The organism is Pseudomonas sp. B21-053, assembly GCF_026016365.1.
Classification (GTDB): Bacteria; Pseudomonadota; Gammaproteobacteria; order Pseudomonadales; family Pseudomonadaceae; genus Aquipseudomonas; species Aquipseudomonas nunensis.
The window spans coordinates 4,093,019-4,105,923 of the sequence record NZ_CP087205.1 but is presented as its reverse complement, the minus strand read 5'-3'; the positions used below and the strand labels follow the sequence as shown (position 1 = coordinate 4,105,923).

The 12,905-nt window shown below is 60.6% G+C and carries 10 protein-coding genes; 2 read left to right on the top strand and 8 right to left on the bottom strand.

Annotated elements, in window-relative coordinates; genetic code table 11:
- Positions 1-7 precede the first annotated feature (7 nt).
- From LOY68_RS18230 to LOY68_RS18200, 7 genes are all read right to left on the bottom strand, one after another.
- Positions 8-691 (bottom strand): peroxiredoxin-like family protein, encoded by a 684-nt coding sequence (locus LOY68_RS18230; protein WP_265038912.1) that lies wholly within the window; start codon positions 689-691, stop codon positions 8-10.
- On the bottom strand, positions 688-2,034 hold the full coding sequence (locus LOY68_RS18225; RefSeq protein ID WP_265038910.1) for an LLM class flavin-dependent oxidoreductase: 1,347 nt from the start codon (positions 2,032-2,034) through the stop codon (positions 688-690). The genes LOY68_RS18230 and LOY68_RS18225 overlap by 4 nt, the downstream gene beginning before the upstream one ends.
- Positions 2,035-2,049: 15 nt before the next feature.
- Positions 2,050-3,012 carry an ABC transporter substrate-binding protein gene (locus LOY68_RS18220; RefSeq protein WP_265038908.1) on the bottom strand — a complete coding sequence of 321 codons (963 nt, stop codon included), beginning with the start codon at positions 3,010-3,012 and terminating at the stop codon, positions 2,050-2,052.
- A 436-nt stretch (positions 3,013-3,448) separates the two neighbouring features.
- Entirely contained in the window at positions 3,449-5,923 is a 2,475-nt protein-coding gene (locus tag LOY68_RS18215; RefSeq protein ID WP_265038906.1) for a TonB-dependent receptor plug domain-containing protein, read from the bottom strand.
- A gap of 280 nt (positions 5,924-6,203) precedes the next feature.
- Positions 6,204-7,073 (bottom strand): TauD/TfdA dioxygenase family protein, encoded by an 870-nt coding sequence (locus tag LOY68_RS18210; protein ID WP_265038904.1) that lies wholly within the window; start codon positions 7,071-7,073, stop codon positions 6,204-6,206.
- Positions 7,074-7,308: 235 nt separating this feature from the next.
- Complete coding sequence (locus tag LOY68_RS18205; protein ID WP_265038903.1) at positions 7,309-8,892, bottom strand: rhodanese-related sulfurtransferase; 1,584 nt, start codon at positions 8,890-8,892, stop codon at positions 7,309-7,311.
- Entirely contained in the window at positions 8,889-9,497 is a 609-nt protein-coding gene (locus LOY68_RS18200; protein ID WP_054614452.1) for a cysteine dioxygenase, read from the bottom strand. The genes LOY68_RS18205 and LOY68_RS18200 overlap by 4 nt, the downstream gene beginning before the upstream one ends.
- Positions 9,498-9,727: 230 nt before the next feature.
- Here LOY68_RS18200 and LOY68_RS18195 point away from each other — a divergent pair, with 230 nt between their 5' ends.
- Together LOY68_RS18195 and LOY68_RS18190 are read left to right on the top strand one after the other, a co-directional pair.
- Entirely contained in the window at positions 9,728-10,633 is a 906-nt protein-coding gene (locus LOY68_RS18195) for a LysR family transcriptional regulator (protein ID WP_054050712.1), read from the top strand.
- A gap of 119 nt (positions 10,634-10,752) precedes the next feature.
- Complete coding sequence (locus LOY68_RS18190; RefSeq protein WP_054614454.1) at positions 10,753-11,547, top strand: class II aldolase/adducin family protein; 795 nt, start codon at positions 10,753-10,755, stop codon at positions 11,545-11,547.
- A 118-nt stretch (positions 11,548-11,665) separates the two neighbouring features.
- Here LOY68_RS18190 and LOY68_RS18185 read toward each other — a convergent pair whose 3' ends face one another.
- On the bottom strand, positions 11,666-12,613 hold the full coding sequence (locus LOY68_RS18185; protein WP_265038900.1) for a Dyp-type peroxidase: 948 nt from the start codon (positions 12,611-12,613) through the stop codon (positions 11,666-11,668).
- Positions 12,614-12,905: the final 292 nt, after the last annotated feature.

Below are 12,905 nucleotides of genomic sequence, written 5' to 3'. Positions count from 1 at the left end.
GCTCTGGTCAGATAGCGAGTTGCAAGGCGGTTTGCCCCAGCAGTTGTTCAACGGCGTGCAGCACCGGATCGGCTTCGGTGCGCACTAGCCAGTCCGGGCTGACCTCAGCGAAAGCCACGCTGCCGTCCCGGGCGATCACCACCACGGTCGGCTGCGGCAATTCCCAAGTGCCGGTGCCGGTGGTTTCGCCGATGCCCTTGCCCTTGGCCAGCGCGGCGTTGCGCGAGGCTTCATCGAAGCTGTAAAGAATGCCCAGGCGCCGGCCGAGCTGATTGTCCGGGTCGCTGGCTACTTGCAGGTCGAGGGTGTGGCGGGTCTTGATTTCGATCAGGCGCTCCGGCACTTGCGGGCTGACCGCCACCAGCGGCACCCCCAGTGCATGCAGTTGCGGATAGAGCCGGCGCTGGTAATAGGGCAGGGCGATGTTGCACGCCGGGCAGCCGGCGAAGCGGAAGAAAATCAGCACCGCTGGGCCGTTGACGAGCAATTCGTCGCGACTCAGGCTGCCACCTTCGACCTTCAGCAGGGTGAACGGCTCCAGCGTATCGCCGACCTTGACGAAATCGTCGACCCTGGCTTCATCCACCAGCCGTTGACGCTGATCGATATTGACTTGCAGGGCCGCCGGCTCCCAGGTCGCCACGCGTTCGGCATGCAGGTTCGCGAGCAGTTGATTGAGGGATTCGCTCATGCCACTGCCTCGCTTTTTTCGTGAACTTGAAGGGTGGCGTGACGGTTGGCGGGCACTTCCAGGCCCAGGTTGTCACGCAAGGTCGAGCCGCTGTACTCGTCGCGGAACAGACCGCGCTGTTGCAGCACCGGCACCACCAGTTCGGTGAAATATTGCAGGCCATCCGGCAGCAGCGAGTTGATGATGAAACCGTCGGCGGCGCCTTCTTCGAACCAGGTCTGCAAGGCATCGGCGACCTGCTCGGGCGTGCCGACGAAGTCTCGACGTGGTCGTGAGAAGCGCAGGGCGACTTGGCGCAAGGTCAGGCCTTCGTCCTTGGCCAATTGTTTGATCCGGTCAGACCCGCCTTTCTGGCTGTTGGAACCCAGATCACCCAGTTCGGGGAACGGTGCGTCCAATGGATACTGGCTGAAATCATGGTCATTGAACGGCCGGCCGAGCGCGACGATCGCATCCTCGATGCCCACCAGTTCCACCGCTTGCTGGTAACGGCTTTCGACTTCCGCTTCATCGCGGCCAACGATCGGGCGGATGCCCGGCAGGATCGACAGTTTCTGTGCATCCCGACCGAAGCTGCTGGCGCGTTGTTTCAGGTCCTTGTAGTAGGCGCGGGCTTCGTCGAAGGACTCGGGGCTGACGAAAATCGCATCGGAGTTCTCGGCGGCGAAATTGCGTCCGTCCTCCGAGGTGCCGGCCTGGAAAATCACCGGTTGACCTTGCTGAGAACGCGCAATGTTGAGCGGACCTTTCACAGAGAAAAATTCACCCTTGTGCTCCAGCGCGTGCAGTTTGCCGGGGGTAAAAAACTCGCCGCTTTGCTTGTTGTAGGCGAAGGCGTCGTCTTCCCAGGAATCCCACAAACCCTTGACCACATTCACGTGTTCCTTGGCGATGCGGTAGCGCACGGCATGCGGCGGATGCTCGGTCTTGCCAAAGTTATCGGCGGTGCCGCTGAGCCATGAGGTCACCACGTTCCAGCCGGCGCGACCGCCGCTGATGTGGTCTAGCGAGGCGAACTGCCGCGCGACCTGGAACGGTTCGGTGTAGCTGACGGTGACGGTCGCCACCAGGCCGATATGTTTTGTGGTGGCCGCCAGCGCCGAGAGGATGGTCAGTGGCTCGAAGCGATTGAGGTAGTGCGGGCTGGATTTTTCGTGGATGTGCAGGCTGTCGGCGATGAACACGAAGTCGAACTTCGCGCCTTCGGCCAGTTGCGTCTGCTGCTTGTAGAAATCGAAATTCACGCTGGCGTTTGGCTGCGCCTGCGGGTGGCGCCATTCGCCCCAGCCGTGGCCGACGCCATGCACCATCGCGCCGAGTTTCAATTGACGTTGTTTGCTCATGGTTCTACTCCTGAATTAGCGCGATGCCTGGGTGGTGGGGGCACGCTGGGCGTTGAAGCTCTTGTCGAAGCCTTGGGAGACGTCGATGTGTTTGGTCAGAATTCCTTCTTCCTGATAGATGTCCGCAGTGGTTTGCAGGCCTTTGATCACTGTGTCGTCGATGGCGACTGGCTGCATGTGCGTGCCCTTGGCCACGGCGACGTGCACGGCCAGCGGCAGGCCGGTGACCTTGGCCTGGGCGGCGGCGTATTCCTCGGGATGGTTGTTGGTCCAGCGGTAGGCGCGATCGACCCGCGCGACGAAATCGTCGAGTTGCTGGCGCTTGCCGGCGATCGCCTGGCTGGTGGCGGCGAGGTACAAATGGTTGGTCAGCAGCGAGTCGCCGCTGGCCAGAACCTTGGCCTGGCTCTGGGTGGTGGCAATCGTGGTGTACGGGTCCCAGGTCGACCAGGCATCGGCGCTGCCGTTGTCCAGCAGGATTCGCGACTCGCTCGGCAGCAGGTAGATGAACTGCACGTCGTGGGTGCTCAGGCCAACGCTGCGCAAGGCCTTGATCGCGAGGAAGTGGCCGATGGAACCGCGGGTGGTGACGATTCGCTTGCCCTTGAGGTCGCTGGCGTTGTTCAGCGGTGAATCCTTGAGCGCGAGGATCGCGGTGGTGTAGCGACCTTCGGCGTGGATGATGCTGACGACTTTCAGCGGTGCGCCGGCGCCGAGGGCGAACACGTAAGGCGCATCACCGAGGGCACCAATGTCCACCGCGCCGGCATTCAACGCCTCGCCTAACGGTGCGGCGGCGGGGAACTCGGAAAACTGGATTTCGTAGGGCACATCCTTCAATTCGCCGGAGACTTCCAGCAGCACTTTGATCGAGGATTTTTGATTGGCCACCAGCAGCGGTTGCAGGTCGGCGGCGTGACTGGCGGCGGTGAAGCCCAGAGTGCAGAAGAGGCTCAACAACAGTGGTTTGATTGACATGAGATGCTCCAGGCGAGTTGTTGTGCTTCGTATTGCCTCCGCCTGGAGAAGGGGTCGGTCTGGAGTTGACGTTATCTCTATAAAAAGCGCTTGGGAAAGTCTTTCTGGTTATATGCTAATTATTAAGTAAGCTGATTATTGTGATGTTAAATATGAAATAAATGCATTTAGTTGAGGCCGAAACACAAATCCCCTGTGGGAGCGAGCTTGCTCGCGAAGGCGGAGTGTCAGCCGACATCAATGTTGAATGGGAAACCGCTTTCGCGGGCAAGCCTCGCTCCCACAGGAGATCTTCGCCGAGTTCAATATTTGCATGCACAGCAAATCCCTTGTGGGAGCGAGCCTGCTCGCGAAGGCGGTGTGTCAGCCACCATCAATGTTGAATGTGAAATCGCTTTCGCGAGCAGGCTCGCTCCCACAGGATTTTGTTCAACTGTCAGAAGTTGTAGGCCAACCGCGTGTAGTAATACGCGCCGCCAAATCCAAACGGCGAAAACTGTCCGTATTTGTAGCCGCCGGCCCAGTCCTTGATGCCGTTTTTGTCCGGGTACACGTTGAACAGGTTATTCGCGCCCAACGCTACCGTCAGGTGCTTGGTCAGGTTGTAGGCCGCGTCCAGGTCGGTGATCCATTTGGCGCTGAATTTTCGGTCGTTCACCGGGTTGTTGTCGCCCTCGGTGTAGCTGCCAAAGCGGGTCAGCGCCAAGTTGAGGTTGTAGTCGGTCACCTTCCAGTTGGCGGCCAGGATCAGTTTCGATTGTGGTGTGGCGACAGTCAGATCCTTCTGCAAACGGCGGTCGAACAACTGGTAATTCGAGCCCAGGCTGGTGAGTTTGGCCGGGTTGTCCTGGAGTTTTTCGATCTTGGTCTGGTTCCAGTTGTAGGCGGCGCTCCAGCGCACCTGGCCGTACTCATCCAGTTGCTGGCGGTACTCGTTGATGATGTCGATGCCGCGTGTCCGGGTGTCGACCGCGTTGGTGTAGTACTGGGCGAACAGTCCCGGCGACAAGCCGTTGGCGACCAGAATCTGCGAAACCGCCGGACCGCCCAACAGGCTGGTGGACACGATGCGGTCGCGAATGCCGATCTGATAGAGGTCGGTGGTCAACCGGTAGTTGGCCGTGGGGTCGTAGGTGAAACCGAGGCTGTAGTTCAGGGATTTTTCCGGCTTGAGCTTTTCCGCGCCCAGGGCTTGAGCCTCCGGAGTGTCGACCGGCAACACCTTGACCGGCACCGAAACCTGCTCGCCATTGACCACGCCGCCGGAAGTGAAGGTCGATGAGGCATAAATGGTTTGCGCCAGGGACGGTGCGCGGAAGCCGTTATTGACCGTGCCGCGCAGGGCGAAGGCGTCGGTGATTTTGTAGCGGGTCGAGAATTTGCCGCTCCAGGTGCTGCCGATGTCCTGGGTGTAATGCTCATAACGCGCCGCCGTGCCGACGTACCATTTATCCGTCACGTCCAACCCCAGATCGACATAACTGGCGACGTTGCTGCGACTGATTTCCCCGGCGTCGGCGGTGCTCGTGCCGTTGTAGGAGGCCAGGCCCGGCAGCGGCGTACGGCCGGCAAACGGTCCGCTGGGGATCACATAATCACCGGGGGTGTAGGACGCGAAGTCACCGGGCTCAATCTGGTATTTCTCCCAGCGGTATTCGAAACCGAATGAGGTTTGCAGCGGATTTTTCAGGCCGATGTCCAAGCCGCGACTGAAGTCGAGGTTGTTGGTCCACTGATCGAAAATCTGCGAGGCCAGGTTGAACGAGGTCGGGCTGGTCGGCCCCAGGGACGGGTTGAGGGTGTTGTTGGCATTGAGTGTCGAGTCGTCCTCGCCCCAGGTCGAACTGGCGTCATAGTTCCAGCCGCCGACCTCGCCCTTGAAGCCGCCCGCCACCTGGAAGTCGATGGTGCGGTTGCGCCGTTGCGCGTGCACGCCGTCGGGGTAGGGCGTGTTTGGATCGCCGGCCAGGGACGTGATGTCGTTGGGGCGATAGTTGCCGGTGACCTTGGTGGTTTCCATGTAGCTGGCGGTGGAGAATGAGTAGAACTTCAGATCATCCTGAATGGGCAATTCGAGGTTATAGCTGGCGTTGGTGACCTTCTCCCGGCCCAGCCCGTAACTCGGGTTCCAGCCGTGGCGATTGACGGTCTGGTCGCGGCTGTCGGGGAAACCGGGTGATGAATAAAGATTGCCGGTGGCACTGCCGGTGCGGTCGAAAGGTTCCTGTTCCTTGCTGTCCAGCGCCAGATTGGCGAAGCCGTCATTCGGCAGCGCCAAACCATAGTTGGCCGTCTGGTGCACGGTGTCGCCATCGCCACTGCCGTAGCGTCCGAACGAGGTTTCGGCACTGCCGCCGCTGTCGTTTTCCTTGAGGATAATGTTGATCACCCCGGCGATGGCATCCGAGCCATATTGCGCGGAGGCGCCGTCGCGCAGCACCTCGATATGATCGATGGCCGAGACCGGAATCAGGTCGAGGTTGACCGGCACCGCCGCCGTGCCAATGCGCGCCAGGTTGTTGATCAGCGCGGTGTTGTGCCGGCGTTTGCCGTTGACCAGCACCAGCACCTGATCCCCGGACAGCCCGCGCATGGTCACGCCGCGCACCGACCAGGACGTCCCGCCGCCATTGATCGCCGGCAGGTTGAAGGAGGGCAGCAGGCGCGCGAGCAGTTCCTTGAGGCCAACCTTGCCGCTGGTTTGCAATTGCTCGGCGCTGATCACATCGATCGGCGAAGGGCTGTCGGTGATGGTGCGCGGTTGATTGCCGCGGTTGCCGGTCACCACAACGGTGCTCAGGGTTTTGTCCGGCTCACTGGTTTCGGCATGCACCTGGAGGCTTGCCGTCAGCAGGCTCAAGGCTGCGGCGGCGTAATAATCGTATTTCACTCGGGAGCTGGATGAGGTCATGACGCGAATTCCTGAAAGATTGCACGCACAGGCAAAAATACCGATCAGCTAAAAATCGCCCGCCAGACAGGCTCCCGTAGCAGCTGCCGAGGAACGAGGCTGCGTTCGGCTGCGAAGCAGTCGCCAAACCTGAGCACGCGGTCTGCCTGAAACACCGCGTCGCCTGATTTCACGACTGCTGCGCAGCCGAACGCAGCCTCGCAGGCTCGGCAGCTGCTACGGGAGGTGTGGTGGCTAGTTGATCGGCATTGGGTTGCCGGGTCTTTTCTTGGGGTTTGGGTCAGGCCGCGTTGGCGCGTTTTACCCGATGGGGAATGTCGTCATAAGCGATGAGCACCCGTTCCATGCGGCGCGGATAATCGCCGTAGTTGTAGACCGGGTAGTGCAGCGTCGAGCGGTTGTCCCAGAACGCCACGGAGTTTTCACGCCATTTGAAGCGCACCTGATGCTCGGGCTTGTTGAATTCCAGCAGCAGCCGATCGATCAGTTGCTTGCTCTTTTCCGGCGTCCAGCCGATCACCGAAGGGTTCTGCGAGAAGTTGATGAACAAACCGTCCTCGCCAGTTTCCGGGTGGGTGCGCACCAACGGATGCGCGAGGATTGGGTAGTCATAGCCGACCTTGTCCAGGGCCTTTTTGAAGTCGTGGACCACATACACGTCGTCGATTTCTGCGCGCAGGTCATCCGGCAAGGCGCGATACACCGCGCCAGTGTCGGCCCACAAGGTATCGCCGCCCACCGGTGGCAAATCCACGGCACGCAATATCGCGCCGAGGGTCGGGCGCAGCAGCCAACTGGTATCGGTGTGCCAACGGCCGCTGATCTTCGGGCCGTAAAGCTTGCGTTCATCCTGGGCTTGAATCAGGTGCGCTTGCGGTTGCGTCGGGTCGTTTTGCTGAGTGGTCGGGTGCACGTACAGCTCACCGAATTCCCGAGCGAAGGCGATTTGCTGTTCGGTGCTGATCACCTGGTCGCGGAAGAAAATCACTTTGTGTTCTAGCAGCAACTGGCGCAGTTCATCGCGCAGGGCAGGGGTCAGTGGCTGGCTCAAGTCGATCCCGGAGATTTCGGCGCCGATGGTCGGTTCCAGGCGGGTGGCCTGCAAGGTTGGTTGTGGCTGTAAATCAGTGCGGTGCAAGGCAGAAGGCATGGTGAAACTCCTCTCGGTTGTGGGTTCAGCCTCCGCCTGGAGAGGGGTCGGATGTTTGTGTGTGTGACGTGTTTTTGTAGCAGCTGTCGAGCAGCGCGAGGCTGCGTCCGGCGGCGAAGCCGTCGCAAACCCTGCTCACGCGGCTTGTCTGACACACCGCATAGTCTGATTTCACGACGGCTTCGCCGTCGAACGCAGCCTCGCGCTGCTCGGCAGCTGCTACAACGGGTTGTTGTTAGATCACAAAAAAGCCATGGGTGGCGTCGCGGGCCAGTTGCGCCACCAGGCCATATTCCCAATCCAGATAAGCTTGCATCGCTTCGCGTGGGCTGTCGGTGCCTTCGTACGGGCGGCGATAGCGGTCGATGCGCGGCGAGGCCAGGTGCGTTTCGCCTTCCTCCAGCGGCAGTTGCGCGGCAATCCAGCTGGCCGTACCGCCCTTGAGCAGGAACACCGGTTTGCCGGTCAGGGCCTCGACGTCAGCCACGGCCAGCCGCGCCAATTGGCTGCTGCCACAGGTCAGGACGTAGCGTTCCGCCTTGGGCACATTGGCCAGCGCTTCACGCAATTGCCCGCGCAATGCCCACCACGCGCCGGGGATATGGCGTTTGACATAGTTGGCGCTGCTGGTGAAATCCAGCACCACGCTGTCGCCATGGGTCAGCCATTCGGCCAGGGTTTCGGGGCTGATTTCCTCGGCTTGCCGGGGTGCGGGGACCGGCGCCTGCCAGGCACCTTTTTCGCTGAAATGCGCAGGCTGCGCATCGTCCAGCACATGCACCTCCCAACCCAGCTGCGACAGCCAGGAGGCCGACATGTTGGCGCGCACGCCGTCGTCATCCACCAGCACCAGACGTGCGCCGCGCACACTGGCGAAGTGATCGGTTTCCTGCACCAGTTGGCCGCCGGGTGTCGAGCGCGCAGCGGGCAGGTGACCCGCTTCGAATTCTTCCGGCGTACGCACATCGAACAGATAAGTGCTGCGGGTCGATTCCTGCTGCCAGCGCTGAAGATCAGCCAGGCTGGCGCGGCCAACCAAAGCCTTGTCGGCGACGCGACGGGCGTCCTGGGCGGCAATGTGGCGGTGTTCTTCGCTGGTCGGCGCAAACCGGCGCGACTGGCCGTGTTGCAGTTGTTGACCGGCGAGGGTCCAGCCGATGGTGCCGTTGCGCAACGCCGACACCGGGTTCGGAATGCCTGAGTTGATCAGCGATTGAGTGCCGATAATGCTGCGGGTACGCCCGGCGCAGTTGACGATGATCCGCGTCGTCGGGTCCGGCGCCAGTTCGCGGGCACGCAACACCAGTTCCGCGCCGGGGACGCTGATGCCGGTGGGAATGCTCATGGTCTGGTATTCATCGAAGCGCCGGGCATCCAGCACCACCACGTCGGCTTCGCTGTCGAGCAGCGCCTGAACCTCTTCCGCCGCCAGGGACGGCGTATGGCGATGGCTCTCTACCAGTTCACCAAAGGCTTTGCTCGGCACGTTGACGTCGATAAACAACTCGCCACCGGCGCGGCGCCAACCGTCCAGGCCACCTTCCAGCAGCGCGACATTCACATAGCCCAAACCTTGCAGGCGCTGTGCGGCGATCTGCGCCAACCCTTCGCCGTTGTCGTAGACCGTCACGGCGGTGTCGAGCCGTGGAATCCGCGAGTACACCTCCAGCTCAAGTTTCGACAAGGGAATATTGGCCGCGAACAACGGGTGCGCCTCGGCGAAAGGCGCCTCTTCACGCACATCCACGAGGGCCAGTTCTTCCTTCTTCAGCAGAGCCTTGCGAATGTCGGCGAAGGTGCGGGTCAGTACGTTGCTCATAGGGCTTGGCTCTCTTTGGACAGATCCCAGATGTTGGGGAGAAAGGCGTTGGAATAACCGGAGATAAACAGTTTCTCGCTGCCGTCGGGCTGATACACCGCGCGGCGCACGGCACCGATGTTGGCGCCGTAGACATGGATGCTGATCGAGACCTGATCTTCAAACGCGTTGCTGACTTGATGGATGTCGCCAATCTTCGGCGACACGGCTTCGACCTGACCGGGTTGCAGCTGAATCCGGTTGCCCTCGGGCACCAGCGTGCCGTCGGTGTGGCGGGCGAAACCCTGGGAATACTCCGCGCCGCGCAACATGCCGATCAGGCCCCAGACCCGATGATCGTGGATCGGCGTGCGTTGTCCCGGCCCCCAGACAAAACTGACCACACTGAAACGCTGCCGCGAATCGGCGTGCAGCAGGTATTGCTGATAGCGCTCCGGGTCGGGGCGGGCAAAATCTTCCGGCAGCCAGTCGTCATGGCTGACCAGTTGGCCGAGCAGTTTGCCGCCGCGATGCAACAGGTCACCCTCGCGCGGGTTGCTGTCGATCAATTCCGCCAGGGCGCCTATGAATGCTCTGAGTCTCTCCGGGTGTCGGGCCTGGGTCATGGCGATTCCATCGTTGGTTTCGAAGGTTGTTGTGGTTATCTAAGCATAATGATTGGTCTTAATATGCAATTTTTATATGATTAGGTTATAGCTGAAAGGAATTTAGAACCCATCTGAATAGCGTTAGACGTTATCGATAGAGGCACACGTACGCTGCGGGCTATCCAGATGCCAGCAATGGAACTATGCTTTTCAGACATCTTATTGACTGTTCTCTATGTGCGGCCCAAATGAAAATTGATGATATCGATGCCTTCGTCGAAGTGATCCGTTGCCAGTCCATCAGCCATGCCGCCGAGTCGTTGCAACTGACTCAACCCGCGATTACCCGGCGGGTGCAGAACTTCGAGCAAGCGTTGGGCGTGGAATTGTTCGACCGCAACACCAAACCGCTCAAGCCTACTTTGATCGGAACCCGGGTGTATGAACAGTGCCGTTTGATCCTTCGGGAGATGGACGCATTGCGTGAACTCGTGGCGACGGACGCACCGCCCACCGGGCTGCTGCGCCTGGGCGTGCCGCAGACCATCGGCGACGTGGTGCTGCTCGATGCCCTCAAGCATCTGCGTGTCGAATACCCGGAATTGCGCGCCCAGGTTGCGACGGGCTGGGGCAGTCAATTGGTCGGCAAGATCGAACGCGGTGAACTCGACGCGGCGGCAGCGCTGTTCCCGGCGGGCAAGATTTTCCCGGACAACATCGTCGGCGAGTCCATCGGCAAGATGGAACTGGTGGTGGTCTGCGCCAAGTCCGAGGTGCCCAAGCGTCCATGCAAACTGGCCGACGTTTACCAGAGTGGATGGATTCTCAATCCCGACGGTTGTGGTTTCCGTGCCGGTTTGCAGCGGACCTTGTCGGATCAAGGCCTGGCGCTGCGGGTCAATCTGGAAACCTTCGGTACTGAATTACAGTTGGGCCTGGTCGCCGATGGACTGGGCCTTGGCCTGGTGCCGCGTCCGCTGCTGGAACGCAGTGCGCATTTCGATCAGTTGGCGGTGGTGCCGCTCAAGGATTTCAAACCGGTGATGGACCTGTGGCTGATCTACCCGCACTTCCTCGGCAACCTGCAAGGGCCGGTGGATGCCTTTGGCAAACTGGTCGCCGGCTCGCTGCAGAAGATCAAGAGCGCCGCATGACGGAGGGCTTAAGACATAAAAAAAAATGATAATTAGCTTAGATTAAAATGTGCTTTTTATTATTTTTTTGCTTCCCATAGGCTGGCTGCAATTCTTAAGGCCATCCAGGAAGTTTTGCCATGAGCAGCGTCAGCCCGTTGTCCAGTGTCTCGAAAAATGTTCGCCAGCGCGTCACCCCTGAAGAATGGGAAGTACGGGTCAAACTGGCCGCGGCCTATCGGCTGGCGGCGTTGTTCAAGTGGACCGACCACATCTACACGCACTTTTCCGCACGGGTGCCGGGGCCTGAAGAGCATTTCCTGATCAACGCCTTCGGGCTGCTGTTCGATGAAATCAGCGCCTCCAACCTGGTCAAGGTCGACCTCGACGGCACCATCGTCGACGACCCGACCGGCCTCGGCATCAACTACGCCGGCTACGTGATTCACAGCGCCATCCACGGCGCGCGTCCCGACCTGCAAGCCGTCCTGCACACCCACACCCGCGACGGCATCGCGGTTTCGGCTCAGCGCGACGGGCTGTTGCCGATCTCCCAGCATTCCATCGCTTTTTCCGGGCGAGTGGCCTATCACGGTTACGAAGGCATCGCCCTGGACCTCGACGAGCGTGAGCGGCTGGTGGCGGACCTGGGGGATAAAAGCGTGTTGATCCTGCGTAATCACGGTTTGCTGACGGCGGGTGTCAGCGTCGAGCACGCGTTCCAGCAACTGCAGAGCCTGGAGCGTGCCTGCAATATCCAGATCGCGGCCCAGGCCGGGGGCAATGCCGAACTGGTGTTCCCGCCGGCCGAAGTGGTGGCCAAGGTCGAGCAGCAGGCGGAGGCATTCAAGAGTGGAACTGGGCCGGGCGTGGCGCGGCACTGGAATGCGCTTATTCGGCAACTGGAACGGACTGATACCGCTTATAAAGATTGAATTCAACACCACACCCCCTGTGGGAGCGGGCTTGCTCGCGAAGGCGGTGTGTCAGGCACTATTGATTTCGACTGACCCACCGCCTTCGCGAGCAAGCCCGCTCCCACAGGGGGATTATTTATGGCTCGCGATCCGCCAGCTCTTCCAGCAAATCCGCCGAAGGCACAAAGAACAACCCACCCGTGACCGCCGTGCTGAAATCCAGCAAGCGGTCATAGTTGCCCGCAGGCCGGCCGACAAACATGTTCTCCAGCATCAGCTCAATCGGCTCGGGCGAGCGCGCATAGCCGATGAAATACGTGCCGAATTCGCCCGCGCCAGGCCGGCCGAACGGCATGTTGTCACGCAGGATTTTCACTTCCTGGCCGTCCTGGGTGATGGTGGTCAAGGCGCTGTGGGAATTGCTTGGCTTGGCCGCATCATCGAGTTCGATATCCGACAGTTTGGTCCGCCCGATCACGCGTTCCTGCGCCTCGACGGACAGCGCGTTCCACGCGTCCATCTTGTGCAAATACTTCTGCACCAGCACGTAGCTGCCGCCGGCAAACGCCGGGTCTTCGTCACCAATGAGGGTGAATTTGGCCATGTGCCGATCATCCGGGTTTTCCGTACCGTCGACAAAACCGATGATGCTGCGCATATCGAAATAGCGGAAACCCTGGACCTCATCGACCACCGACACCGCGTCGCCCAGCGCCGAGAGCAACTGCGTCGCCAGTTCGAAACACAGGTCCATCTGGTCCGCACGAATGTGCAGCAGGATGTCCCCCGGCGTTGCCACCGCGCGGCGTCCGTCGTCTCCGAATTCACGAAAGGGGTGCAGCGCATTCGGGCGCGGGGTGCCGAAGAGTGTGTCCCAGGCGCTGGAACCAAAGCCGCAAACGCAGGACAGGTAACCGGTCGGCACGCGTTTGCCGACGGAGCGGGTGAGGGCGGCGATATCGCCGCACCAGCCGCGAACTTTTTCCGCGGCATCGCTGCCGGGTGCCACGGTGGCGACGATGAAAATCGCGCTTTTGGTGATCGGGGCACAAACGGCTTGAGGATCAGGCGTCGGGTTGGTCATGGTGTGAGCACTGTCGTTGATGCGAAGTGCAAAGACAGTAGCAGGATAGAGGCTGTGAATCAGCCTTTGAGATGCTGCGACCGGCTCGCGAAAGTGTCTTGTCAGTCACCAGCAATGTTGACTGTGAAATCGCTATCGCGAGCAAGCTCGCTCCCACAGGGGAGTGGCTTTGTCTGCGATGGGGGCTTTACGCAGGGCAAATGTGGGAGCGAGCTTGCTCGCGATGAGGCCAGCTAAGTCAAAATCAATGCCGCCTGTCAGGCCGCCTTCGCGAGCAAGCCCGCTCCCACAG

Excerpts from the sequence above, each read along its gene's own strand:
- LOY68_RS18210 (WP_265038904.1), bottom strand. The coding sequence starts at position 7,073 with ATGCCTTCTGCCTTGCACCGCACTGATTTACAGCCACAACCAACCTTG.
- LOY68_RS18205 (WP_265038903.1), bottom strand. The coding sequence starts at position 8,892 with ATGAGCAACGTACTGACCCGCACCTTCGCCGACATTCGCAAGGCTCTG.
- LOY68_RS18220 (WP_265038908.1), bottom strand. The coding sequence starts at position 3,012 with ATGTCAATCAAACCACTGTTGTTGAGCCTCTTCTGCACTCTGGGCTTC.
- LOY68_RS18190 (WP_054614454.1), top strand. The coding sequence starts at position 10,753 with ATGAGCAGCGTCAGCCCGTTGTCCAGTGTCTCGAAAAATGTTCGCCAG.
- LOY68_RS18215 (WP_265038906.1), bottom strand. The coding sequence starts at position 5,923 with ATGACCTCATCCAGCTCCCGAGTGAAATACGATTATTACGCCGCCGCA.
- LOY68_RS18225 (WP_265038910.1), bottom strand. The coding sequence starts at position 2,034 with ATGAGCAAACAACGTCAATTGAAACTCGGCGCGATGGTGCATGGCGTC.
- LOY68_RS18185 (WP_265038900.1), bottom strand. The coding sequence starts at position 12,613 with ATGACCAACCCGACGCCTGATCCTCAAGCCGTTTGTGCCCCGATCACC.
- LOY68_RS18200 (WP_054614452.1), bottom strand. The coding sequence starts at position 9,497 with ATGACCCAGGCCCGACACCCGGAGAGACTCAGAGCATTCATAGGCGCC.
- LOY68_RS18195 (WP_054050712.1), top strand. The coding sequence starts at position 9,728 with ATGAAAATTGATGATATCGATGCCTTCGTCGAAGTGATCCGTTGCCAG.
- LOY68_RS18230 (WP_265038912.1), bottom strand. The coding sequence starts at position 691 with ATGAGCGAATCCCTCAATCAACTGCTCGCGAACCTGCATGCCGAACGC.